A 22,693-nucleotide genomic window follows, 5' to 3' on the forward strand; every position below is an offset into this window, starting at 1 on the left:
TTCAGGGCAGGTAAGTGTGAGGAACCGTCACGATGGCCGACGACAAGCCTGAAGACGCAGGATCGGCTCCCGAGTCTAGCCGTGCCAGGCGCACCCCGCCCACCATCGACCTCGAGGCAACCGAAGTCTCGACCCAGCCGCAGGAGGTGGCGGGCGCGCCTGAGACTGAGGCAGCGACCGAACAGGCCGTGCATGAGCAAGCCAAATCTGAAGAGGGCAAGTCTGAAGAGGGCAACTCCGAACAGGCCGATGCCGAGCCGCAGCCCGAGCCTGCCGAGGAAGAATCTTCCGTTGCGGCCGCGTCGGTATCGCCGTCGATTTCACCCTGGGTTATCGCTCCGTTCTCTGGCGCCGTTGCAGCCGCCATTGTGATCGCCGTCGGCTGGATGCTGGGCTGGCCTGCGGTGCAGGCGCCGCCGGCTGCTCCGCAAGTGACGGGCGCAACCGTCGAGGCGCTGAGCGGGCGCGTGGCCGCAGTCGAAGCCAAGGCGGGCAAGCCTGCCGCCGATCCGGCCATGGTGGCGCGGATCGACGCGCTGGAGAAATCCGCAACGAGCCTGCGCGGCGACATCGCCAATTTGCGCGCACAGTCCGACAAGACCGCGAGTGCCATGAACGACGCAAAATCCGCGCCGAGTGCCGCCGCGCCCGATCTCGCCGCTCTCAACGACCGCCTCGCGCAGCTCGAGCGCGCCAGCAAGACCGAACGTGCCGAACTTGCGCAGCAGAGCGAGAAGATCGCCGACGCCAAGGCGATGGACGACAAGCCGCTGCGCCACGTGGTGGCGGCGGCCCTGCTCGACGTCGCTGTTCGCCACGGCGACGCTTACGAATCTCAGCTCGCCGCAGCGCGGTCGCTGGCAACAAAGCCGGATATGCTGAAGCCGCTCGACACCTTTGCATCGTCAGGCATTCCGACGCCGGTCGCGTTGAGTCGCGAGCTCCTCAACATCGTGCCAAAATTGTCGCCGCCGGCGGAAGCCCCGGCCAGCGGCACCGGAATCGTCGAGCGTCTTCAGGCGGGGGCGTCAAAACTCGTCCGCATCGAGCGTACCGACGGGGTCGGCAACGATCGCGGCGCCATCGTCGCGCGTGTGACGTCGGCTGCGTTGCGCAACGATTTCGTCGAGGCACGGCGCGAGTTGAAGACGCTGCCCGAGGCCGATCGTGCACCGGCACAAGCCTGGCTCGACAAGGCCGATGCCCGTGACGCGGCGCTCGCCGCCTCACGCAAATTCGCCGACGGCGCCATGGCGGATCTCGTCAAGCCTGGTCAATAAAGGTTCGCGCAACAATCAGCGCGTATAGGGATCGTCATGCTTCGCATCGTCCTCTTCCTCGTCCTGATCGCGCTGGCGGCGGCCGGCGCGGCCTGGGTTGCCGATCAGCCCGGCGACCTCGTCCTAACCGCGGGCGCCTTCCGCGCCACAACGACGCTTCCCAGATTCGTGCTCTTGCTTGGCCTGTTTGCCGCGGCGGTCGTGCTGGTCTGGAGCCTGCTGACGATGGCTTGGCGCGCTCCGGGGCGTCTGCGCCGCCGTCGTCACGAAAAGCGTCATGCGCGCGGCCGCCACGCCATCACCCACGGCCTGCTTGCGATCGGCCATGGCGACACCGCGCTTGCCCGTCGCCACGCCGATACCGCGCGGCGGCTGGCCGCAAACGATCCGCTCGCGCTTCTCTTGCATGCGCAATCGGCGCAGCTCGACGGCAATCGCGACGAGGCCCAGCGCGTCTTCCGTGTCATGGCCGAGCGCGAGGACACGCGCCTGCTCGGCCTGCGCGGCCTGTTCATCGAGGCGCAGCGCGCCGACGATGCGGTCGGCGCGGTGATGATCGCCGAGGAAGCGATCAAGCTGTCGCCGTCCTCGACCTGGGCTTCGCATGCGGTGCTCGGCTTCCGTTGCGCGCGCGGTGACTGGAGTGGCGCGCTCGCGATCCTCGATTCGAATCTGTCCGCGGGCCTGATCGACAAGCAGGCCTATCGCCGCCAGCGCGGCGTGCTGCTCGCCGCCCGCGCGCTGGAATTGGAAACGATGGACCGCGACGTCGCGCGCGAGAGCGTGATGCAGGCGGTCAAGCTCGCGCCGACCCTGGTTCCCGCCGCAGTGCTCGCTGCAAAATTCGAGAGCGAGGCGCATCAGGTGCGCCGCGCCATGAAGCTGGTGGAAACCGCCTGGCTCGCCAATCCGCATCCTGATCTCGCCGATGCCTATGCGCATGTGAAGCTCGGCGATTCCGCGCGGCAGCGCTTGCAGCGGGTCGAGACGCTTGCGGCCAAGATTCCTGCCGACAAGGCTGGTTATGTCGAGGGCCAGCTGGCGATCGCGCGCGCCGCGATCGATGCGTCCGAGTTCGCCCGTGCGCGCGCGGTGCTGTCGCCTTATGTCAACGATCCGACCCAGCGCGTGGCGCTGCTGATGGCCGAGATCGAACGTACCGAGCATGGTGACGGCGGCCGGGCCCGCGCCTGGACCTTGCGCGCGGTGCGCGCCCGCCATGATCCGGCCTGGACCGCGGACGGTTATGTCAGCGACCGCTGGCGTCCGGTCTCCCCGGTCACCGGCCGCCTCGACGCGTTCCAGTGGCAAACACCGGTCGCGAATCTTCCTTCCGACAAGGGCGCCATGATCGAATCCTCAGCCTTCGAGGAAGCCATGCTGGCGGCCCCGCCGCCGAAGCGGGTGACGGCGGTCCCGAGCGAAAGCCCGGCGGAACCGGCCGTAACGGCGCCGGATCCGGTGCCTGCCCCACAGGACAATTCGCCGCCCCTCGAGGCCAAGGAGATCTTAGAGGAAGCCGCCAAGGAGACCGCCAAAGAAACCGTCAAGGAAGAGCCGGTCGTCACGCCCGCCGAGCCGGTCCAACCGGCCCCCGAGATCGCCGAATCATCGCCCGCGGCGGCAACGCCGGTGTTCCGGACCCGCGCCGACCTCGGCAAGCCCACACCAGCGCCTATTCCCGCCGTCATCCCGATCGTTCGCGCCCCTGATGATCCAGGGATCGACGACGAGGGTCCGAGCGACGAATTTACGGAACAAATCGGCACGCCCAGGGACCACGCAAAGGCCCAGGCCGGCGGCTGGCGCGGATTCTGGTCTCGCTGGGGCGGGTGAGCGGCATTTGGGAGCCGGCTCCACCTTGCCAATTCGGGCCATGCCCGATATCAGGAGCGCGCGTAACGGGACCGGCCTCGCGCGGGCCCCGGCAAGGTTCGCCGCAATAGCTCAGTTGGTAGAGCACGTCATTCGTAATGACGGGGTCGGGGGTTCGAATCCCTCTTGCGGCACCAGCGCCCAAGCTCATTTGATCCTCGCAAGCCAGGCGTTCTGACCGGCGCATTCGGTCACCATGAGCGCACTGCACAGATGAGTCCGGTGAGCGCAGCATTGCATCACCGCGATGGAGAAGGATTCAATATCGCACGCCAACCTGAGTGATCGCGATCACATAAGCCCGCGATCGGCTTCCGTAGTGTCCGGCTCACGCCAAAACACGGGGAGATTTCATATGCGCAAGATCATTCTGGTGGCCGCCATGGTGCTGGTCTCTGCATCTGCCCAGGCTGGAGGCCCGCGCAGCCTGTCGTTGTCCGCGGTGAGCGAGCCGGCTTCGGTTCAGCAAACGGCGCCGATGCTTGCTGCCGCGCCGACGCAGGTGAGCGAAGCAGCGCCAGCCGTCGAAGCTCCGAAATATCTCGATCGCCCGCCGGCGGTTTCGCTTACGGCGCCTGCGGCGGCCGCTCAACCAACGACCACACCCACAACCACGATGGCCTCAGCGCCCGCGGCGACGGCCCAACCCGCTGCGAAGACGACGGCCAAGGCAGACAAGCCGAAGCACAAGCGCAGCTGGACCGAAGGCCGCATCATCAGCGAGCTGCATCGTCACGGCATCTACTGGTAAGGCGCCTGCTCTCAAAAAGCATATGGCCGGGACAAGCCCGGCCATGACGCAAGAGTTTTGGATCGGACTGGACGCGTTATTGCGAAACCGTCTGCACCACGCTCCCGATCGGACGCGCGCTCGAGGTCGGCACCTTCAGGTCCTTCAGCAGCGCCTCGTCATATTCCGGCAGCGTCTGGAAGGTCGTCTTGGCTTTCATCTGCACGATCTTGTAGCCGCCGGCCTTCAACCGCGCGAGCAGCGCCGGCATGGCTTCGCCCGTGTGCTTCTGGAAGTCGTGCATCAGGATGATGCCCTTGCCGAGCTTGTCGAGCCTGGTCATCACGGTCTCGATGATCTTCTCCGGCGTCGCGCCCTTCCTGAAGTCGAAGGAGTCGATGTCGGTCGAGAACATTGCGACGTTGCGGGTGCCGAAATAGCTCACGATCGCCGGATTGTGCTGAAGCTGCGGGAAGCGGAAGAACGGTGCGGGGTTGGTGCCGAGCGCGAATCTCACTGCGCTAAAGCCCTTCTCGACCTCGTCCTTGGCCATTTGCTCCGTCATCTTCTTGCCGTTCAAATTCACGTGCGACCAGGTGTGAGTGCCGACCGTGTGGCCCTGGGCCAGCACCTGGCGCAGGATTTCGGGATGATAGGTCGCATGCTTGCCGACCGAGAAGAACAGGCCCTTGGTGCATTCATCCGCGAGCGCCTTCAGCACCGCGGGCGTGTTGACCGGCCAGGGACCGTCATCGAAGGTCAGCACGACCTCCTTGTCGGTGAGGAAGTCGAACTGCTTGAAATGATCGAAGCCGAAGCCCGGACCGCCGGTGGTGTCGATCTCGACCACGCGGGAGACGCCGAGCGCGTTGGGATTGGCGCAGGTCGATTTCTGCTGCACCGGCACCGGCGCGGGTGCGGGCGCCGGAGCAGGTGCCGCCGGCTTCGCCGCAATCGCCGCCGTGGTCGCGACGTCGTCCTTGGCGGCGAGCTTCGCCTGTGCCGGCAATGGATCGGCGGCACGGGCGGCAATCGTCTTGGGAGCGGCCTGGTCGGCGCGCGAGGAATAATAAAACCAACCGCCGGCGGCAATCACGACCGCCGCAACTACACTGGCCAGCATCAGGCCCAACGCATTACGCATCGCCATTCTTTCCAATTACGCAACCAAACCGGCGGAATTTCCCGCTCGACGAGCCATTAATGCGAAGGATCGGTTAACGTGACACCAACACGACCGCCGATCGGGAGGAATTTCAGCGAGGTGCGCCAAAGTGACCGAAGTCACAGAGGGTGGGCCTCCCGTGACCGTCATCACAGTGGAAACTGTTTTGCTGGAGCATTGTCGATCCCATCAACAACGGGCCCGCTTCCAGCGGTGCCAATGGGAGCTTCAAATGACCAACTCGCTGAACACCAAGTCCTTGAGTAGCAAGATCCGCGACACCAGCCTGGCTCTGGGCTTTGCCGCCATCCTCTCGATCGCCTCGACCAGCTCGAGCTTCGCCTTCTCGTCCGAAGCGCAGCAGCAGTGCACCGGCGACGCCTTCCGTCTGTGCTCGTCGGAAATCCCGAACATTCCGAAGATCACGGCGTGCATGATGAAGCATCGTTCGGATCTGAGCGCCGGTTGCCGCACCGTGATGGACAAGGAACTCGCCAAAGGCGGCGCGTCACGCAAGGTCGCTGACGCCCAGGACAGCCAGTAAAGAGACAGTCAGTAAGAGACAGCCACTAACAGCAACGATGGCGTCGTTGCGTCAGTTAGCTCCCCTCGCGATGTGCCCCGGCGTGAATGCCGGAGCCACGCGGCGGCGCAAGCCCGCCTTTCAATAAAGCCGTTGCGGCTTCGGGATCGTCGCTCTAGCTTCGCCCGCACATCTTCCGGGTAAGAGGCATTACGCGATGACCAGATTTCTTTTCATCATTCCATTGATCCTGCTTGCATCGGCTGCGTCAGCGCAGCAGCCCGGTCACGACGCCTGTGCGCGCGATGTGACGCGCTTCTGCCGCCCGGTGATGAACAATGGCGATCAGGCTGTGCTCGCCTGCCTCAAGCAGAACCGTACGCGGCTCACCAAAGGCTGCGACAAGGTGCTGACGGATCACGGGCAGTAACTGTATTTGTCGTCCCGGCCTAGTGCGCAATTGCGCACTAGGCCGGGACGACGGCGGAGTCTGCCAGAGGCCTACGTGCTGCTTCCCGCCGCGGTGGCGACCACGGGCAGCACCTCACTTGCTGCCTGGTCCGGCGTCTCCTCTTTCCAGCGCACCGAGCCGAACGGACGCTCGAGCATGCGGCGGATCCGCACCGGATCGGGGCCGATGTGGAAATCGATCGCCTCCTGATGCAGCGCGCGTTCGGACTGTGTCGAGCGGTTGCGCTGGCGCAAATAGTCGAGCCAGGTCGGACAGTGGTAGCGCTCGGTCCACAATTCGGGATCGGCGATGTCGCGCGCGATCGACCAGCCATAGGCACCGTTGCGCTGCCGAGAGAGCTGCACGTCCTGCATCACGTTGTGAAAGGCGCGCGCGTTCTCTTGGGCGACGCGGTATTCGATCTCGACCACCAGCGGCCCGCTGCGCGCCGTGAGCGACAATTTGACTTCCGGATCCGCCAGCAAGTCGGCGTCTTCGTTGCGGGCGCCGACGCGCGGCATCGTGAGCCAGATCCCCAGCACCGGCGAGATCAGCATCAGGCCTGCAGCCGTCAGCAGTGCGACCTCGACGCCGGCATAGTCGGTGAGATGGCCCCAGCCCCAGGCGCCGATCGCGATGCCGCCGGAAATCGAGGCCTGGAACGCCGCAAGCGAGCGGCCGGCGACCCAGCGCGGCGCCGAGAGCTGCACGCCGATATTGAACAGCGCGATGGCGGCCATCCAGACCGCGCCTGCGAGCACCAGCGCAGCCGCGGTCAGCACCGGCTCTGTGCTCACGGCGAGAGCAGCCATCGCGAACGCCATTGAGATGGTGCAGGCGCGGATCGCGGCTTCGCCGCTCATGCGCTTGCGCAATTCGTGGATGTTGAGTGCACCGACTACGGCGCCCATGCCGAAGGCGCCGAGCATGATGCCGTAGGTCTGCGCGCCGCCATGCAGCAGATCGCGCGCGACCAGCGGCATCAGCGCCATGATGGCACCGCCAATCAGGCCCATCACCAGCGTGCGCAACAGCACGATCTTGATCGGCGGCGAATTGGTGATGTAGCGGAAGCCCGACACCATGGCGCGGTTGAGCTTCTCCCGCGGCAGGCGCGAGGGCTCGGTGTTGCGCCGCCAGAGCAGCAGCACCACCAGCAACGGCAAATAGAGGATCGCGTTACACGCAAATGCCGCGACGGCGCCGAGCGCGGCGACGATGACGCCGCCGACTGCCGGGCCGAAGCTGCGCGCGATGTTGTAGCTGATGCCGTTCAAGGCGACGGCCGACGGCAGTGCATCGGGCGGCACCTGCTCGCTGACCGAGGACTGCCAGGCCGGACCGAACAGTGCGTTGCCGCTGCCGACCACGAAGCAGAAGATGAGCAGCGTCTCTGGGGAAATGTAGTTGAGCCAGGCCAGGACCGTGAGTGCGGTCGCGCCAGTCAGCGCGATCATGAGCGCGATCAGGGTCACGATACGGCGGTCATACATGTCGGCGATGGCGCCCGCCGGCATCGAGATCAGCATGATCGGCAGCATCAGGGCGGTCTGCACCAGCGCCACCTTGTCCGCCGAGGCCGCCATCTGCGTCATTGCCCAGGCGGCGCCCACGCCCTGGATCAGCAGGCCGAGATTGGAGAGCAGGCTGGCGAGCCAGATGCGCCTGAACACGGTGTACCGCAGCGGCGCCATGATGCCGTCGGCGTCAACTTTCTGACGGTTCGTCTGCTCGGTCATATCCCCTTCCAATTGGGCTGGCAGAAGTTGTCTTGACGGTTGTCTTGGAGTGGTCTTTGGGCGATTCCGGCAAGTTCAGTGATGCCCGCGAAAGTCCTTCGCTGTCCAGTGGTTAGGCCGGTATAAGCGGTGCAAAGAGATGGTTTGGCGGGGGAGGAACATATGAAGCTGTCGCGACGGATGATCTTGCAAGGGGCCGGCAGCTTGCCCTTCGCAATTGCGAGCTTGCGGACGGGTGCATCGGCTCAACCCGCACCCGCTGCGCCGAGCGAGGTGCCTCCGATCCTGTTCGTCCACGGCAATGGCGATTACGATGCGCTCTGGATGACGACCTTGTGGCGGATGGAATCCAACGGCATCGCGCGAGACCGCATGGCCGCGATCAATTTCACCGATCCCAATGCACGAAGCGACGACAAGGTCGAGCAGGCGGGCCGCTCCTCGACCGAGGACCAGCGCCGCGAGCTTGCCGCTGCCATCGTTCAATTGAAGCGCCGGACCGGTGCATCCCGCGTGGCGCTGGTCGGCAGTTCGCGCGGCGGCTACGCGATCCGAAACGTCATCAAGAGCGGCGGCGCCGCCGATGTCAGCCACGCCGTGCTCTGCGGCACGCCCAATCACGGCGTGTTCGCGACCGACGACCAGCCGAACAGCGAGTTCAACGGCCGCGGCGCGTTCCTGCGCGGCCTGAACGATGGCGAGAGCGAGGTGACGCCGGGTGTCGCCTTTCTCACCTTGCGCAGCGACGGCATGGACAAATACGCGCAGGCCGATGGCCGCTTCATCGGCAAGCCCGGTACGCCGACCGGCGTCAACGTCGAAGGTCCGGAGTTGAAGGGGGCCACCAACCTCGTGCTCGGCGCACTCGATCATCGCGAAGTGGCATTCCACCCCCGAGCTTTCCGCGAGATCTATAAGTTCATCGCCGCCCGCGAGCCCGCGCGCGTCGCGATCGTGCCGGAGCAGAGCGTCAGGCTGAGCGGCCTCGTGACGGGCACACCGGGCGGCACGCCGACCAACCGGCCGGTGGCCGGTGCAACCGTCGATGTCTTTCGCGTCGATCCTGAAACCGGTGAGCGCAAGGGCAGCGCCGTGTACAGTGCGAAGACCGGCGCCGACGGCCGCTGGGGACCGGCGCAGGTCGAGCCTTCCTGGTCGCTCGAATTCGCCCTCGCAGCGCCGGATGCGCCGACGACGCATATCTACCGCTCGCCCTTCCCGCGCTCGTCGGACGTGGTGCATCTGCGCGCCGCGCGTCCGCTCGGGCCCGCGGACAAGGACGCCGGGGTTGTCGTGATCATGTCGCGTCCGCGCGGCTATTTCGGCCTGCCGCGGGACGTGGTGCTGCTCGACGGCAAGGAGCCGGCGGACGTCAAATCGGGTGTGCCCACTGATTCGACAGCAACATTGCGCCTTCCGGCCGGCGAGATCGGGCGTAACATCGTGGCCCAATTTGGCGAAGAACGAATTGTGGCACGCGCCTGGCCTGCCCAAGAGAACAGGATTGCGATTGCCGAGCTGACTTACTAGCTAATTGCCTGCGTCACCTCTGCGGGAGCGAGCCATGAACATCGCCAGCGTGCGTCGGCCCATCGTCCCTCCGACCCCGCCGCGTGCGCCCGACGACATGTCGTTCCTCGGCCGGCTTGCCGTGCTCAAGCGGAACATGATCGCGACCTGGGGGCAGCGCGCCTATGAGGAAGACGTCATCGAGGGCCGCTTCTTCTTCCGCAACAGTTTTATCCTGAACCGGCCGGATGCGATCCGGCATGTGCTGCTCAGCAATTACGAGAATTATTCGCGCACCCCGGCGGGCATCCGCATGCTTCGTCCCGTGCTTGGCGACGGTCTTCTGATTGCGGAGGGCCATTCGTGGACGTTTCAGCGGCGCACCCTCGCGCCGGCGTTCACGCCGCGGGCGACGGCAAATCTCGTTCCGCACATGACGGCGGTGCTCGACGAGACCATCGCGAAACTCGACGCGCGAACGAGCGAGCCAGTCGACCTGCGCGAGGTCATGCAGCGGATGACGCTGGAGATCGCCGGACGCACCATGTTCTCGTTCGGCATGGACCGGCATGGTCCGGCCTTGCGCAACTTCGTCATGGAGTATGGAGCCCGGCTTGGGCGACCGTACTTGCTCGACATGGTGCTGCCCCTGTCCTGGCCGAGTCCGATGGATTTTGCCCGTGCCCGTTTCCGCAAGCGCTGGACCGAATTCGTCGCGATGCTGATCGCCGAGCGGCGGGAGATGGGCAAGAAAGACGGCGCGCCGCCACGCGACCTGTTCGACCTCATGGACGAGGCGCGCGACCCCGAAACCGGAAAGGGCTTTTCGGACGAGCAACTCGTGGACGAAGTCGCGACCATGATCCTCGCTGGTCACGAGACCACGGCGACCGCGCTGTTCTGGGCGCTCTATCTGCTCGCGCTCGATCCCGATACGCAGGAGGAGATCGCCTCCGAGACGCGTGGCGAACATCTCGACAGCATGGCTGACATCGATCGCCAGAAGTTCACCCGTGCCGCGATCGAGGAGACCATGCGGCTTTATCCGCCGGCCTTCCTGATCGCCCGGGCCGCGCGCGAGAAGGACAACGCGGCCGGCGTCGCCATCGGCAAGGGCGACATCATCATGATCGCACCGTGGCTGCTGCACCGGCACGAGAAGCTGTGGGATCAGCCGAACGCGTTCATCCCGAAACGCTTCATGTCGACGGAAGCGCCCGATCGGTTTGCCTATCTGCCCTTTGGCGCGGGTCCGCGCGTCTGTATCGGCGCCCCGTTTGCGCAAGCCGAATCCGTGCTGGCGCTGGCCCGGCTGATCGGCGCGTTCCGTGTCGAGCTTGCCGATACCAGCCCTGTCATTCCCCTCGGCGTCGTCACGACCCAGCCGGACCGTTCGCCCCTGTTCCGCATCACGCGTCGGTGACGGGCGTTCGCCTGGCCGACGGCGTGATCCACACCAGATAGAGTTACGCCATGAGCGATATCCAGGCCCAGTTGTCTGTTCTGAAGCAGACCGCCGATGCGAAAGTGGTCGACGCGATCTCGCGGCTGATCGAGGACGGCGAGGATCACGAGCTCAACCGCGTCAATGTCCTCGATTTCGCGAAACAGCACGGCCTCGATGAAGAGCACGCGATCTCGGCATTCCTGCATTCGGCGCGGCTCGGCCTGTTCGATCTGGGCTGGAATGTGCTGTGCCCGGGCTGCGGCGGCGTGTTAGGGGCGCACTCGACCCTGAAGGCGCTCAAGCCCGACGATTATCATTGTGCGCTGTGCGCATGCGGCTACAAGGCCTCCGTCGATGATCAGGTCGAAGTCTCCTTCACCGTCAATTCACGCGTCCGGCGCATTGCGGCGCATGATCCTGATACGCTTCCGGTGTGGGAGTACTTCAAGCAGGTGTTCTGGAGTTCCGGCGTCGACTTCAACAAGGAATCGTTTGCGACGCTCGCCAACGAGGTGACGCTGGATACGATGGAGCTGCCGGCCGGCGAGAAGGCGACCATGTCGCTGCAACTGCCGAACGATTTCATCATCATCTTCGAACCGGTGACGCACGCGGCCCATTTCATCGACGTGCAGGGCGAGCCGACCAAGGACCGTCAGCAGCTCGCCATCATGTACAACAGGGTGCAGGCGCCGACGGGAACCACGACCATGCGGCCGGGCCCGCTGCGGCTGTCGCTGGAGAACCAGGCCGGCGTACGCGTGCTGCCGTCGGTCTTCATCGCGGCCGAGGCGCTCCATCACCTCATAGGCAAGCGCAAGCCGTTTCTCACCGCCAAGCGGATGCTGTCGAACCAGACGTTTCGCGATGTGTTCAAAGCGGACAATCTCAGTCTCGACCAGCGGCTCCAGATCACATCGCTGACCTTCCTGTTCACCGATTTGAAGGGGTCGACCGCGCTCTATGAGCGCGTCGGCGATCTCGCCGCCTTCGACCTCGTGCGCGCGCATTTCCACGCGCTGCTCGAGATCATCTCGTCGGAGAAGGGCGCGGTGGTGAAGACCATCGGCGACGCCGTGATGGCGACCTTCATCCGTCCCGAGCATGCGATCGCGGCGGGTTTGCGGATGCGCGCGGCGATGGACGAGCTCAACAAAAAGCGCGGCACCGCCGACCTCGTCGTCAAGATCGGCATCCATGAAGGTCCGTGCCTCGCGGTGATGCTTAACGAGCGGCAGGATTATTTCGGCCAGACCGTCAACATCGCCGCCCGCGTGCAGAGCCTCTCGACCGCGCAGGAGATCCACATCACCGGCCCAGTGCTGGATGCGCCGGCGGTCGCCGAAGTCCTCAAGCAGCGCGAAATCATGCCGATCCAGAAGCAGGCCGCACTGCGCGGCATCGCCGACAAGATGGTGGTGTACGAGATACCGTAATTGGTGTCGTCCCGGCCTTCGCCGGGACGACATGTGCGCACTTGGCTTGTCCTACTCCAAAATCACGGACTTTGGATTGCCGAAACGTAATGCAGTGCGCGGAACTGACACACGTTGCGCCGGTTGAGTTTCCTGCTCATATAATGCTGGTAGCGGCCGCGCTTCCGCGGCTTCATCGATTTCGGTAGGACCTTATGCTCGACGGCCTGCGCCAATTCATCGCCGACATTGTTGCTCCCCATGCCCAGGACCGCGCATTTGATGACAGCGACTACCGGCTGGCGGCGACGGCGCTGCTGGTTCACGTGATCTCGCTGGACGGCCAGCCGACGGCTGCCGAGCAGCGCAAATTGCACAGCCTGATCGAAAGCCACTTCGGGCTCGATCGCGGCACTGCCGATCGTCTGATCGCGGATGCGACAGAAGTCGAGGGCGAAGCGGTCGACCTTTATCACTTCACTAGCGTCATGATGCGCTCGCTCGACGAAGAGGGCCGCAAGCGGGTCGTCCAGATGATGTGGGAGCTGGTCTACGCCGATGGCCAGGTCACGGAGTTCGAGGACAATGTCGTCTGGCGCGCCTCCGACCTGCTCGGGATCGCCCAGCGCGACCGGATCGACCTGAAGCACGCGGTCGCAGACCGCGCCGGCGGCCAGGTCAAGGACGACGCGGTCGGTGGGTGATCCCTGCCGACTCCGCCAATTGACGGTTGTGCAGATCACATGACGAAACTTTAATGTAGCCTCTGGGCTGCCCGGGTTCCGGATTTCCGCTGTAAATCCGCGGGTTTCCTGCTTCCCCGTTTCCCGTTCAAGTGGCTATGCGGCGGACGCCGCTTGCCTGTCGCGCTCGGCCTATGCTCTCGTTCCAGCATTGCGGGGCCAAAAAACTTACATCAAGAGATCTCGATCGTGACTGAGCGGGTAACACTGATCACCGGTGCCTCGGCGGGCATCGGCACGGAGCTGGCGCGTGTGTTCGCCGCGAACGGACACCGTCTTGCGCTGACGGCGCGACGCGCAGACCGGCTCGAGGCGCTCGCGAACGAGATCGCCGCCAAGGGCGGCAAGAAGCCGATCGTGATCGCCTGCGATCTTGAGGATGCGGATGTCGGCGAGAAGATCGCCGCCGCGCTCGCTGCCGAAGGCGTCGAGCTCGATCATCTCGTCAACAATGCCGGCTTCGGCGTATTCGGTGACGCAATCGAGCGTGACCGGGTCGAGCAGCTCGGCATCGTGGATGTCAACGTCCGGGCTCTGACGGATCTGTCGCTGCGCTTTGCCGATCAGTTGATCAGGAACAAGGGCGGTCTTCTCAATGTCGGATCGGTCGCCGGCTTTCTGCCCGGCCCCGGCATGGCCGTCTACTACGCGTCCAAGGCCTATGTGATTTCCTTCACCGAGGCCTTGCGGGCGGAGCTTGCACCGCACGGCGTTCGCGTCACCGTACTTTGCCCGGGCCCGGTGCCCACCGAATTCCAGGCGCGCGCCGGCGTGGGGTCGGGGCATGATACGGCCCTTCTCAATGTTCCTGCCGCCGAGGTCGCACGGCAGGCCTATCGCGGCCTGATGGCCAACAAGCGGGCAGTGCTCCCCGGTCTGGGCATCAAGATTGTGCCATTCGCCCTGCGCTTCTTCCCCCGTGGCTTCATCCTGTCCGCCACCAGCCGGTTTCAGAGGCAAAGATACTGAAGAGAGCTCTCGGTCCGTAGTGGCCCGGAGCTTGCTTTCTATCGGGCGTGTGTGTGCGCAAACTCACACGAAATTAACGATCGCTTAGTTATGCTGGCGGTCTGAACCGATAGCACTCGCAGAGACCATGTCGTTCCGGACGAACAGGTTTGGTGGCGCAGAAGTGGTGCCCTTCCCCAGAAGGACGCCGAACGTCGCTGCCTCCGAAACTCGGTTGCCGGTTCTGATCATCCTGCATCAGGAATCATCGACGCCCGGCCGCGTCGGCAATGCGCTGCGCGCGCTCGGCCATCGCCTCGACATCCGCCGTCCCCGCTTCGGCGATCCGCTGCCCGAGACCCTCGACCGGCATGCCGGCGCTGTGGTCTTCGGCGGTCCCATGAGCGCCAACGATCCCGACGACTACATCCGCCGCGAGATCGACTGGATCGAAATTCCGCTCCGCGAACAGCGGCCGTTCCTCGGCATCTGCCTCGGCGCGCAGATGCTGGCGAAGCGGTTAGGGGCTCGCGTCGCGCCGCATGCGGATGCACTGACCCAGATCGGCTACTACCCGATCCGCCCGACACCCGCGGGCCACGGGCTGTGCCCGCACTGGCCGGCGCGGGTCTATCACTGGCATCGCGAAGGCTTCGAGTTGCCGGTTGGCGCTGAACTGATTGCGGAAGGTGATGATTTTCCCGTGCAGGCGTTCCGCACCGGCAACGCTTTCGGCGTGCAGTTTCATCCTGACGTGACCTACGCGATGATGCATCGCTGGACCACGCGCGGCTATGACGGCCTCAGCGCGCCCGGCGCGCGGCAGCGGCATCACCATTTCGCGGACCGTGCCGTCTACGATGCCGCGGAACGCGCCTGGCTCGATCATTTCATCGACGGCTGGCTGGTGCGCCGGCCGGTGCTGGCGCAAGCCGCCGAGTAATCGCGCCTTCTCAGGTCCTTAACGCAGGTCCTTGGCGCAAGCCCTTGTCTCATCCCTTGATATGCTAAGCTCGCTGCCAACGAGCGCGCGCGAACGCGTGCCGGCAAACAAAGGGAGAGCGCCATGGGCTATGAACACATTCTCTATGACGTCAGCGACAAGGTCGCGACCATCACGCTCAACCGTCCCGACCGCATGAATGCGTGGACCCCCATCATGGAGCGCGACGTGCGCCATGCGATGGAAGCATCGAGCGCTGATGACAATGTCCGCGTCATCGTCATCACCGGCGCGGGCCGCGCTTTCTGCGCCGGTGCCGACATGGACGCATTGAAGGGGCTCGACCCCGATGATGTCAGGCGCGCGTCGAACCTTCCGCCCTTCGACATGAACCGGCGGCCCGACTGGCAGACGCGCTATGGCTTCTATCCGTCGATCGGAAAGCCTGTCATCGCCATGCTCAACGGCGCAACCGCCGGCATCGGCCTCGTCCACGCGCTCTATTGCGACCTGCGCTTTGCCGCCGACAACACCGTGTTCACCACCGCCTTCGCGCGGCGCGGATTGATCGCCGAGCACGGCATCAGCTGGATGCTGCCGCGAATCGTCGGCCATGCCAACGCGATGGATCTGTTGCTCTCGGCGCGCCGCGTTTCGAGCGACGAGGCATTGCGGATCGGGCTGGTCAACCGGCTCTGCTCGCCAGAGAAGCTGCGCGAGGAGACCTATGCCTATGCGCGCGACCTTGCCGATTTCGTCTCGCCGAGCGCGATGGCCGTGATCAAGCGGCAGCTTTACGAGGTGCCGTTCCAGACGTTGGCGGAGGCGACGATCGCGGCCAACCGCGACATGATGGTGGCGCTGAACGGCAGCGATTTCAGGGAGGGGGTCGCGAGCTTCATGGAGAAGCGGCCGCCAAGGTTTACGGGGAAGTAGGGGGGAGATTTCGGATGGAGCCCGGCTTCGCCCTTCGGGCTACGCCGCGGCAGCCTTCGCTCGTTTCGCTACGAGGGACTGTCCGGGCTTGCCGAGCCGAAGCTCGCGAAGCGAGCGAAGGCTGGTGGAGCCAGGCGGGATCGAACCGCCGACCTCGTCATTGCGAACGACGCGCTCTCCCAGCTGAGCTATGGCCCCTTTTGTAGGCCGCTCTGGTCAATGCGGCCGACAACCGGGCGCCATTTAAGTCCCCGCCAAGGTCAAGTCAAGGACGGGTGTAACCCGGTTTTAGCCATCCCGGCACCGACTTCCCTTGTTTGGACCGGGGGGAACCGATATCTAGCAAAAGACGTCAATCCCGACCGAAGCCAGAGTTTTTAAAAGCCATGCGTGCCGTTCTCGACATCGTCATCATCGTGCTCGACCTCTACGTCTGGCTGCTGATCGCGTCCGCGATCCTGTCCTGGCTGATCGCCTTCAACGTCGTGAACACCCGCAACCAGTTCGTCTCGGCGGTGGCGGAGTTCCTGTACCGAATCACGGAGCCGGTCCTGGCGCCGATTCGCAATTTCCTGCCCAGCCTCGGCGGCCTCGACATCTCGCCGATCATCCTGATCCTGCTCATCATGTTCATCGAGCGGGTGATCCTGTATTACATCTACCCGAACGTGATCTAGGCAGGCTGGAGCGCCCTGGGTTGCCAAAGAACCTTGTCATCAAGGAACCTTGGCGTTACGGGGCCGCAGGAATCAGCATCGCGCTGCGGGTAACGCCCCGCGGCGGCCGCGACGACATCGACGGGATCGAGCAGCTCTCCGATGGCCGCAGCGTGCTCAAGGTGCGTGTGCGCGCTATCGCCGATGGCGGCGAGGCCAACAAGGCCGTTCTGGTGCTGCTGGCGAAATCGCTGGGCGTGCCCAAGGCCAGCGTAAAACTCCTGTCGGGAGCGACCTCGCGGCTGAAGCAGATCGCGGTCGACGGCGATCCGGCGCGGCTCGGCGAAGCCCTGCGCCAGCTCGCATCAGCCAAATCGACAGACTGAGGGAACTGACATGACCGCCAGGATCATCGACGGAAAAGTCATCGCCGCGGAACTTCGCGCCCGCGTCGCCGACGAGGTCGCACGCGTCAAGCGCGAGCACAATCTCGTGCCGGGCCTCGCGGTGGTCCTGGTCGGAAGCGACCCGGCGAGCGAGGTCTATGTCCGCTCCAAACACACCCAGACCCAGGCCGCCGGCATGGCCTCGTTCGAGCACAAGCTGCCGGCCGACGTCTCGCAGGCAGATCTCCTGGCGCTGGTTGCTAGACTCAACCGCGATCCCGCTGTGCACGGTATTCTGGTGCAATTGCCGCTGCCCAAGGGCCTCGACACCGAGGCCGTCGTCAATGCCATCGACCCCGCCAAGGATGTCGACGGGCTGCATCCGAACAATGCCGGCCGCCTCGCCGGCGGTTTCGAGGCGCTGTCGCCCTGCACGCCTCTCGGTTGCATCATTTTGACCAAGAGCGTGCATGCGTCGCTCGAAGGCATGAACGCCATCGTCATCGGCCGCTCCAATCTCGTCGGCCGCCCGCTGGTGCAGCTGTTGCTGAACGAGAACGCCACGGTGACCATCGCGCATTCGCGCTCGCGCGACCTGCCCGGGCTCGTCAAGCGCGCAGACCTCGTCTACGCCGCGGTTGGAAAGTCCGAGATGGTGCGCGGCGACTGGCTGAAGCCGGGGGCGACCGTGATCGACGTCGGCATCAACCGGATCCCGAAGGACGACGGCAAGACGCGTCTCGTCGGCGACGTTGCCTATCAGGAAGCGCTCGCCGTGGCCGGCGCGATCACGCCGGTGCCGGGCGGCGTCGGTCAGATGACGGTCGCGTGCCTGCTGGTGAACACGTTGCGCGCGGCCTGCGCGATTGCAGGGCTGCCGAAACCGGCGGTGTAGTTCACCTCGCCCCGCTTGCGGAGCGAGGGAGCAGAGCTCAGGCCTTCTTCTTCTTCTTCTTCTCGCGATCGATGCCTTCGAGGATCAGCTTGTGCGCATCCTCGGGGCCGCCCCAGCGCAGGATCTTCACCCACTTGCCGGGTTCGAGATCCTTGTAGTGCTCGAAGAAGTGCTGGATCTGCTGGAGCGTGATGTCCGGCAGGTCGGAATACGACTTCACCTTGTCGTAACGCTGGGTGAGCTTGGACGACGGCACCGCCAGAATCTTCTCGTCGCCGCCGGCTTCGTCTTCCATGAACAGAACGCCGACCGGGCGCACGCTCATGACCGCGCCTGGGATGATGGCGCGGGTGTTGATGATGAGGACGTCGCAGGGGTCGCCGTCGTCGGACAGCGTGTGCGGGATGAAGCCGTAGTTACCGGGGTAACGCATCGGCGTGTAGAGGAAGCGGTCGACCACCAGCGTGCCGGCTTCCTTGTCCATCTCGTATTTGATCGGTTCGCCGCCCACGGGGACTTCGATGATGACGTTGACGTCGTTGGGTACGTTTTTCCCGATCGAGACCGCATCGATACGCATTCAAGGCTCCGTTGTTGCCGAGGTTAAATCGCACCCGGCAGCGATTTTGGCGCTGTCATACGCGGGCTTGGCCCGCTGATCCATCGCGTTTTTGTGAAATAATGAATCCGGCGATCACCGGCTCAAAAGGCAACGGTATCGACGGAAGGGAAACACTGCCGGCTGGACTTCAGCAGCTCAATTGGTCCAAGCGAAGGCAACCTTGTCGAGCGATTTGGGCCCGAAACGCTCCGAGGAACGTGCCACCATGCGGCCGCCCAAGGCACGGTAGAACTCCGTGGCCGGATCATTGTCCGAGAGCGCCCACACCACCATGCTCTTCAGGCCGCTCTGCATCAGGTCGCGGCGGGCCGCGGTGAACAGGCGGCGGCCAAAGCCCAGGCCCTGGAATTCGGGACGCAGATAGAGCTCGTAGACCTCGCCGTCGAAATGCAGGCTGCGGGCGCGGTTGCGGCCGTAATTGGCGTAGCCTGCGATCTTGTCGCCGAACACCAGCACACTGACGCGGCTGCCCTTGCGGATCGCGCTGTCCCACCATTGCGGACCGCGGCGGTTGATCAGCTTTTCCAGTTCGGCGCCGGGAATGATGCCCTGATAGGCGGAGCGCCAGGCTTCGTCATGGGTGGACGCCACCGCAGTTGCATCTGCGGCTTTGGCCGGCCGGACCTCGATCAGGGTTGTGCTCATGGACGTGATCAAACCAAGTCGCCGCGCCGGCGGCAAGACCTATCGTTAATTATCGGTTAACGTGTGGACTTTCTGCATCAGTATTTGAACCATGTTGTACCGAAAAAAGACAAGACGCCGATTCGAGTGGCACCGGAGTGCCATGCGTCGGTGCAAAACTGCTTTGCGGCAACGAATGAACGGCAATCGCAACGCAGAAAGTCTGCCGATATTGATTCGTTCCTACTAGTCTGGCCGTTGCTGTTCTCGCCTCCGGCAATTCATGCGGCTCCTCAAACTCCTCGTGCTTCTGCCTCTGTTGGCCTTGCTGACTGCGCCGCCCGTGTGCGCTCAGGTCACGTTTGGTTCGTCCGGAGCGGAGGGCGATCCGTTTCGCCGGCAGCAATGGCGCGTGCCGTCGCCAGATACCGACATCGCCGCCTATGCCCTGCTGTTTCGCCCGCCGGGTGCCGGCCCGTTCCGGCTTGCGGTGATCGCGCATGCTTCGACGCAAAATGGCTTGCGGCGCGCGCAAACGCCGCAGCTGGAATACCGCGCACTCACTGCGTTCCTCATTGCGCGCGGTTTCGCCGTGCTGGTGCCGGAACGGCTCGGCCATGGCGCGACCGGGGGCCGCTATGTCGAGGACCAGGGTGGCTGTGACGAAGCGGACTATGTGCGCTCGGGCCGCGCAACGGCCGACGAAATCTCGCTTGCGCTGGAGGATTTGCGAAAGCAGGATTTTATCCGCAAGGACGCCGCGATCGTGATCGGACATTCCGCCGGTGGTTGGGGCGCGCTGGCGCTCGCGAATGCCGATCCGAAGGCGATCTCCGCCATCATCGCCATTGCGCCGGGCCGCGGCGGCCATGCCAATGACGAGCCGAACCGGATCTGCTCGCCGCATACGCTTCTCGCGGCGGCGGCTGAATTCGGCAAGGCCGCGCGCATCCCCGTCACGTGGCTCGTTGCGGCCAACGACAGCTACTTTGCACCGGCATTTTCGCTTGCGTTGGTCGAGGGGTTTCGGCGCAGCGGCGGCAAGGTCGACTTCCGTGCGCTGCCGGCGGTGGGTAGCGAGGGGCATTGGATGATCGAAAGCGAGGCCGGCGTCAAAGCCGCGAGTGCAGAACTCGATCGCGCGCTGAAGCCGGCTGGCAAAAAGCCATGACGCTGTATTTCCTGATGTTGGACAATCGCTGATGGGCAAATGGCCTGACGATGACGTCATCCTGTTCGACGGCGTCTGCATCTTCTGCTCGCGCTGGGTCCGATTCGTCGCCGCGCGCGACACGGCGAAGCGATTTCGCTTCACGCCGATCCAGTCGGATTATGGCGCCCGGCTGGCGCGCACCTTCGGCATCGATCCCGCTGATCCTGACACCAATGCCGTGGTTCATGGCGGCGAGGTGTTCATGAAGTCGGACGCTGCGCTGACTGTGCTGTCGAATCTCCAAGGCTGGGGTTGGGTCCACGCGCTATTCGCCGTGCCGAAAGCGTTGCGCGACCCGGTGTACAGCCTCATTGCGCGCAATCGCTATCGCATTTTCGGCAAGTACGATGCGTGCTTCGTGCCGGATACTGATTTAAGGGCACGGGTGATAGAATAGTCAGGTCCCACAGCGTCGGTTTGCGTTTGATGCAATCAAAAGTAGAATAGATAAGTCGCTTATCTATTGTTACTCCTCAAGTTTCGTAGGCTGGATTCAATATGACAGACGATGAAAGAAAGCTTCGATTTCGGCCTCGCGCACGAATCATCAGAACGATTGGCGACCAACTAATCAGCGGGCCAGAGGCTGCAGTGATTGAGTTGGTGAAGAACTCATACGATGCCGACGCCTCGTTCGCCTTGATTAAATTCATACCCCCGCTGCAGATCGGAAAAGGCAGGATAGTATTCACCGACGATGGTGTGGGTATGACACTCGCCGATATCGAGAATAAGTGGATGGAGCCGGCTACCGCATCGAAGACAACCACGCGCCGTTCGGCTTTGCGGAACCGACGGATGATGGGATCGAAAGGCATCGGACGATTTGCGGCAGCGAAACTTGGCTCGAAGATGGCCCTAATACGCACTGCCCACCAATGGCATCAAAGCCAATCCTCAGGCCGCCAATCCCCGCGAACAAGTCGATGAACTTGAAAGCCGCTGGCCGACGTCGCCTCTCTGGCAATCGGTCCAGATACTCTTGCAGCCATTTGAGCGCCATTGGAGAAGGGCGAGAATCGCCATTTTCGTATCGGATGACCGTCCGCTCCGTAACGCCAAGAAGATTGGCCGTCTCAGCCTTGGATAGCCCCGTCTTCAGTCGAAGGGCTTCGAATTCGACCGAATGATGCGAGCGGGGCATGACTTTTCATCTTGGGACAATCAACTGACAGCTTGTCATCGATTCGTCCCAGAATGTATAGTTGTTCATGGTATGTTCCGTCAAGCCGAGTTACTTGCTGTCGGTTGCCGCCACCACTTCCCTCGCCGCCCGCTCCCCTGAGTCCCTCGCTCCATGCGCCGTCGTGAAGAAGTTCGGCGACGTCGCTTCTCCCGCAAAGAACAGCCGCCCGTTCACCGGTGCCGCCAGCACGGCGCGATCACCGGCGTGGCCCGGCAGCGCGTGCGAGTATGAGCCTCGTGCGAAGGGGTCGTGCGCCCAGCGGGACTCGTAGAGCGGCTTCAGCTTTCGCCTGATGTCGTTGCCGAGAAAGCCTGCGATCTCGTCGATGCCCTGCGCGGCAATCGCGCCGTCGCCGGCATCTTCCAGTTCGCGCGCAAAGCTGCCGCCGAAAAAACCTTCGATGCAGGGCTGGCCGAACGGGCGGATATGATAGGTGCCCATGTCGGTGCGCATGGTAGCGCCGCGCAGGTTTCCTTCCTTCGGGAAGGCCTCGGCATCGTCGAGCGCCAGCGTGATCTTGTCGTCGACGCCGAGCGGCAGGCCGGCCGCGGCGTCGACCTTGTTGCGCAAGGCAGGCGAGAACCGGATGGCTTCGTTGGCGATCAGATTGGTCGGCACGGTGACGATCACCTTGTCCGCGCTCAGCGTGCCCTGCGATGTCTCGATGCGGATGCGCTTGTCCGAATGATCGATCAGCGTGACGTTGCAGTTCAGCGCCACCGGGCAGGGCGCGCCATAGGCCGCGATCAGAGCGCCGTAGCCACGGCGGACGCGCCAGTTGAGGTCGCTGTCCTCATACGCGTGCCAGTCCAGTGTGGACATGTCCTTCAGTTCGCAGCCGTTGATGTAGGTCGAGATCGCGTCGATCATGGGGTTCCAGCGATTGCCGGGCTCCAGGCTCAGGCTGGCGGGGACATCCTTGCCCTTCTGGGCCGCCTCCCACAGCCGCTGATAGAAGGCGTCCATCGCGTGCATGAAATCATCGCGCTCGGCTTTCGGAAATGCGTTGCCATAGGTGCGCTCGCGCCAGGGCGGGAGGTCCTTGTTGACCTCGAAACCGAGCTGTTTTGCAATCGCGACGAAGGAGTTGTTGTCCGCCGAATGCAGCCAGCCGCAACCGACGTCGAAGGTGACGTCGGGCGAGGCCTGCACCGTCCAGGCCCGGCCACCGAGCCGGTCGCGCGCCTCCAGCACGATCACGGCGAAGCCGGAGCCTGCCAGCGCATGCGCCGCGCCGAGGCCGGCGGCGCCCGCACCGATAATCGCGACGTCGACGGAGGAGGGCAGGGAGCTCATGGGCGGGCTCTAGCATGTTCGCGAAGAGTGCTGAAGCCGCCGCAAGCACAGCTGTCATCACCCGCGCAGGCGGGTGATCCAGTATTCCAGAGACATTTGTTATTGAACCGA

The 22,693-nt window shown here is 64.1% G+C and carries 23 protein-coding genes, 2 tRNA genes and 1 pseudogene; 19 read left to right on the forward strand and 7 right to left on the reverse strand.

Annotation, left to right across the window (positions count from 1 at the left end; genetic code table 11):
• Positions 1-32: 32 nt before the first annotated feature.
• The 4 genes from AC0L27_RS15065 to AC0L27_RS15080 all read left to right on the forward strand — a co-directional run bounded on the left by AC0L27_RS15065 (position 33) and on the right by AC0L27_RS15080 (position 3,906).
• Positions 33-1,280: a COG4223 family protein gene (locus tag AC0L27_RS15065; protein WP_354209732.1), complete on the forward strand. Its 1,248-nt coding sequence runs from the start codon at positions 33-35 to the stop codon at positions 1,278-1,280.
• Positions 1,281-1,316: 36 nt separating this feature from the next.
• Positions 1,317-3,116, forward strand: coding sequence for a heme biosynthesis HemY N-terminal domain-containing protein (locus tag AC0L27_RS15070; RefSeq protein WP_354209731.1), 1,800 nt, complete (start codon positions 1,317-1,319; stop codon positions 3,114-3,116).
• 100 nt (positions 3,117-3,216) lie between these two features.
• Positions 3,217-3,292, forward strand: a tRNA-Thr gene (locus AC0L27_RS15075).
• Between the two features lie 218 nt (positions 3,293-3,510).
• A complete protein-coding gene (locus tag AC0L27_RS15080; RefSeq protein WP_354209730.1) occupies positions 3,511-3,906 on the forward strand; it encodes a hypothetical protein in 396 nt (131 codons plus the stop codon).
• A 76-nt stretch (positions 3,907-3,982) separates the two neighbouring features.
• On the opposite strand, the gene AC0L27_RS15085 is transcribed toward AC0L27_RS15080, so the two are convergent.
• Entirely contained in the window at positions 3,983-5,029 is a 1,047-nt protein-coding gene (locus tag AC0L27_RS15085) for a polysaccharide deacetylase family protein (protein WP_354209729.1), read from the reverse strand.
• Positions 5,030-5,282: 253 nt separating this feature from the next.
• Here AC0L27_RS15085 and AC0L27_RS15090 point away from each other — a divergent pair, with 253 nt between their 5' ends.
• Positions 5,283-5,594 carry a hypothetical protein gene (locus tag AC0L27_RS15090; RefSeq protein ID WP_354209787.1) on the forward strand — a complete coding sequence of 104 codons (312 nt, stop codon included), beginning with the start codon at positions 5,283-5,285 and terminating at the stop codon, positions 5,592-5,594.
• Positions 5,595-5,790: 196 nt separating this feature from the next.
• A complete protein-coding gene (locus AC0L27_RS15095; protein WP_275169082.1) occupies positions 5,791-6,003 on the forward strand; it encodes a hypothetical protein in 213 nt (70 codons plus the stop codon).
• Positions 6,004-6,074: 71 nt separating this feature from the next.
• On the opposite strand, the gene AC0L27_RS15100 is transcribed toward AC0L27_RS15095, so the two are convergent.
• A complete protein-coding gene (locus tag AC0L27_RS15100; protein ID WP_275169083.1) occupies positions 6,075-7,763 on the reverse strand; it encodes an MFS transporter in 1,689 nt (562 codons plus the stop codon).
• 162 nt (positions 7,764-7,925) lie between these two features.
• Between AC0L27_RS15100 and AC0L27_RS15105 the strand changes: the two genes are divergently transcribed.
• The 7 genes from AC0L27_RS15105 to AC0L27_RS15135 all read left to right on the forward strand — a co-directional run bounded on the left by AC0L27_RS15105 (position 7,926) and on the right by AC0L27_RS15135 (position 15,704).
• Positions 7,926-9,293 (forward strand): hydrolase, encoded by a 1,368-nt coding sequence (locus AC0L27_RS15105; RefSeq protein WP_275169085.1) that lies wholly within the window; start codon positions 7,926-7,928, stop codon positions 9,291-9,293.
• Between the two features lie 34 nt (positions 9,294-9,327).
• Positions 9,328-10,695 (forward strand): cytochrome P450, encoded by a 1,368-nt coding sequence (locus AC0L27_RS15110; RefSeq protein WP_354209728.1) that lies wholly within the window; start codon positions 9,328-9,330, stop codon positions 10,693-10,695.
• A gap of 50 nt (positions 10,696-10,745) precedes the next feature.
• Positions 10,746-12,155 (forward strand): adenylate/guanylate cyclase domain-containing protein, encoded by a 1,410-nt coding sequence (locus AC0L27_RS15115; protein ID WP_354209727.1) that lies wholly within the window; start codon positions 10,746-10,748, stop codon positions 12,153-12,155.
• Between the two features lie 194 nt (positions 12,156-12,349).
• Positions 12,350-12,838, forward strand: coding sequence for a tellurite resistance TerB family protein (locus AC0L27_RS15120; RefSeq protein ID WP_275169090.1), 489 nt, complete (start codon positions 12,350-12,352; stop codon positions 12,836-12,838).
• Positions 12,839-13,066: 228 nt separating this feature from the next.
• Positions 13,067-13,846: an SDR family NAD(P)-dependent oxidoreductase gene (locus tag AC0L27_RS15125; protein ID WP_354209725.1), complete on the forward strand. Its 780-nt coding sequence runs from the start codon at positions 13,067-13,069 to the stop codon at positions 13,844-13,846.
• 127 nt (positions 13,847-13,973) lie between these two features.
• On the forward strand, positions 13,974-14,768 hold the full coding sequence (locus tag AC0L27_RS15130) for a glutamine amidotransferase (RefSeq protein WP_354209724.1): 795 nt from the start codon (positions 13,974-13,976) through the stop codon (positions 14,766-14,768).
• A gap of 123 nt (positions 14,769-14,891) precedes the next feature.
• On the forward strand, positions 14,892-15,704 hold the full coding sequence (locus AC0L27_RS15135; protein WP_354209722.1) for an enoyl-CoA hydratase: 813 nt from the start codon (positions 14,892-14,894) through the stop codon (positions 15,702-15,704).
• Between the two features lie 122 nt (positions 15,705-15,826).
• Here the strand turns inward: AC0L27_RS15135 and AC0L27_RS15140 are convergent.
• Positions 15,827-15,902: transfer RNA gene (locus tag AC0L27_RS15140), tRNA-Ala, on the reverse strand.
• A gap of 188 nt (positions 15,903-16,090) precedes the next feature.
• Here AC0L27_RS15140 and AC0L27_RS15145 point away from each other — a divergent pair.
• The 3 genes from AC0L27_RS15145 to folD are packed head-to-tail and all read left to right on the forward strand — an operon-like array spanning position 16,091 to position 17,641.
• Positions 16,091-16,381, forward strand: a complete 291-nt coding sequence (locus tag AC0L27_RS15145; protein ID WP_007598721.1) for a YggT family protein — start codon at positions 16,091-16,093, stop codon at positions 16,379-16,381.
• Between the two features lie 20 nt (positions 16,382-16,401).
• Positions 16,402-16,746, forward strand: coding sequence for a DUF167 domain-containing protein (locus AC0L27_RS15150; protein WP_027566322.1), 345 nt, complete (start codon positions 16,402-16,404; stop codon positions 16,744-16,746).
• Positions 16,747-16,756: 10 nt separating this feature from the next.
• The gene (gene folD / locus AC0L27_RS15155) at positions 16,757-17,641 is read left to right on the forward strand and encodes a bifunctional methylenetetrahydrofolate dehydrogenase/methenyltetrahydrofolate cyclohydrolase FolD (protein ID WP_354209720.1); all 885 of its coding nucleotides are present in this window, start codon (positions 16,757-16,759) and stop codon (positions 17,639-17,641) included.
• A 37-nt stretch (positions 17,642-17,678) separates the two neighbouring features.
• Here the strand turns inward: folD and ppa are convergent, their stop codons facing one another.
• Entirely contained in the window at positions 17,679-18,221 is a 543-nt protein-coding gene (gene ppa / locus AC0L27_RS15160) for an inorganic diphosphatase (protein ID WP_354209719.1), read from the reverse strand.
• A 177-nt stretch (positions 18,222-18,398) separates the two neighbouring features.
• Positions 18,399-18,908 carry a GNAT family N-acetyltransferase gene (locus AC0L27_RS15165; protein ID WP_007598725.1) on the reverse strand — a complete coding sequence of 170 codons (510 nt, stop codon included), beginning with the start codon at positions 18,906-18,908 and terminating at the stop codon, positions 18,399-18,401.
• 262 nt (positions 18,909-19,170) lie between these two features.
• Between AC0L27_RS15165 and AC0L27_RS15170 the strand changes: the two genes are divergently transcribed.
• The 3 genes from AC0L27_RS15170 to AC0L27_RS15180 all read left to right on the forward strand — a co-directional run bounded on the left by AC0L27_RS15170 (position 19,171) and on the right by AC0L27_RS15180 (position 21,030).
• A complete protein-coding gene (locus AC0L27_RS15170; RefSeq protein WP_473319566.1) occupies positions 19,171-20,058 on the forward strand; it encodes an alpha/beta hydrolase family protein in 888 nt (295 codons plus the stop codon).
• Positions 20,059-20,089: 31 nt separating this feature from the next.
• Positions 20,090-20,497, forward strand: a complete 408-nt coding sequence (locus AC0L27_RS15175; RefSeq protein WP_354209716.1) for a thiol-disulfide oxidoreductase DCC family protein — start codon at positions 20,090-20,092, stop codon at positions 20,495-20,497.
• A 101-nt stretch (positions 20,498-20,598) separates the two neighbouring features.
• Positions 20,599-21,030 carry an ATP-binding protein gene (locus AC0L27_RS15180; protein WP_473319569.1) on the forward strand — a complete coding sequence of 144 codons (432 nt, stop codon included), beginning with the start codon at positions 20,599-20,601 and terminating at the stop codon, positions 21,028-21,030.
• Here AC0L27_RS15180 and AC0L27_RS15185 read toward each other — a convergent pair.
• Positions 20,972-21,244 (reverse strand): annotated as a pseudogene (locus AC0L27_RS15185) (helix-turn-helix domain-containing protein); the annotation flags it as partial. The gene AC0L27_RS15180 and the pseudogene AC0L27_RS15185 overlap by 59 nt on opposite strands.
• A 90-nt stretch (positions 21,245-21,334) precedes the next feature.
• Positions 21,335-22,582, reverse strand: coding sequence for a flavin monoamine oxidase family protein (locus AC0L27_RS15190; RefSeq protein ID WP_354209714.1), 1,248 nt, complete (start codon positions 22,580-22,582; stop codon positions 21,335-21,337).
• Between the last annotated feature and the right edge of the window lie 111 nt (positions 22,583-22,693).

The sequence above is a fragment of the Bradyrhizobium sp. Ken51 genome, from assembly GCF_055807435.1.

Coding starts and splice junctions, on each gene's coding strand:
- AC0L27_RS15115 (WP_354209727.1), top strand. CDS start 10,746: ATGAGCGATATCCAGGCCCAGTTGTCTGTTCTGAAGCAGACCGCCGAT.
- folD (WP_354209720.1), top strand. CDS start 16,757: ATGACCGCCAGGATCATCGACGGAAAAGTCATCGCCGCGGAACTTCGC.
- AC0L27_RS15095 (WP_275169082.1), top strand. CDS start 5,791: ATGACCAGATTTCTTTTCATCATTCCATTGATCCTGCTTGCATCGGCT.
- AC0L27_RS15110 (WP_354209728.1), top strand. CDS start 9,328: ATGAACATCGCCAGCGTGCGTCGGCCCATCGTCCCTCCGACCCCGCCG.
- AC0L27_RS15130 (WP_354209724.1), top strand. CDS start 13,974: ATGTCGTTCCGGACGAACAGGTTTGGTGGCGCAGAAGTGGTGCCCTTC.
- AC0L27_RS15145 (WP_007598721.1), top strand. CDS start 16,091: ATGCGTGCCGTTCTCGACATCGTCATCATCGTGCTCGACCTCTACGTC.
- AC0L27_RS15170 (WP_473319566.1), top strand. CDS start 19,171: ATGCGGCTCCTCAAACTCCTCGTGCTTCTGCCTCTGTTGGCCTTGCTG.
- AC0L27_RS15105 (WP_275169085.1), top strand. CDS start 7,926: ATGAAGCTGTCGCGACGGATGATCTTGCAAGGGGCCGGCAGCTTGCCC.
- AC0L27_RS15135 (WP_354209722.1), top strand. CDS start 14,892: ATGGGCTATGAACACATTCTCTATGACGTCAGCGACAAGGTCGCGACC.
- AC0L27_RS15190 (WP_354209714.1), bottom strand. CDS start 22,582: ATGAGCTCCCTGCCCTCCTCCGTCGACGTCGCGATTATCGGTGCGGGC.
- AC0L27_RS15090 (WP_354209787.1), top strand. CDS start 5,283: ATGACCAACTCGCTGAACACCAAGTCCTTGAGTAGCAAGATCCGCGAC.
- AC0L27_RS15070 (WP_354209731.1), top strand. CDS start 1,317: ATGCTTCGCATCGTCCTCTTCCTCGTCCTGATCGCGCTGGCGGCGGCC.
- AC0L27_RS15180 (WP_473319569.1), top strand. CDS start 20,599: ATGACAGACGATGAAAGAAAGCTTCGATTTCGGCCTCGCGCACGAATC.
- AC0L27_RS15120 (WP_275169090.1), top strand. CDS start 12,350: ATGCTCGACGGCCTGCGCCAATTCATCGCCGACATTGTTGCTCCCCAT.
- AC0L27_RS15175 (WP_354209716.1), top strand. CDS start 20,090: ATGGGCAAATGGCCTGACGATGACGTCATCCTGTTCGACGGCGTCTGC.
- AC0L27_RS15065 (WP_354209732.1), top strand. CDS start 33: ATGGCCGACGACAAGCCTGAAGACGCAGGATCGGCTCCCGAGTCTAGC.
- AC0L27_RS15085 (WP_354209729.1), bottom strand. CDS start 5,029: ATGCGTAATGCGTTGGGCCTGATGCTGGCCAGTGTAGTTGCGGCGGTC.
- AC0L27_RS15100 (WP_275169083.1), bottom strand. CDS start 7,763: ATGACCGAGCAGACGAACCGTCAGAAAGTTGACGCCGACGGCATCATG.
- AC0L27_RS15165 (WP_007598725.1), bottom strand. CDS start 18,908: ATGAGCACAACCCTGATCGAGGTCCGGCCGGCCAAAGCCGCAGATGCA.
- AC0L27_RS15080 (WP_354209730.1), top strand. CDS start 3,511: ATGCGCAAGATCATTCTGGTGGCCGCCATGGTGCTGGTCTCTGCATCT.
- ppa (WP_354209719.1), bottom strand. CDS start 18,221: ATGCGTATCGATGCGGTCTCGATCGGGAAAAACGTACCCAACGACGTC.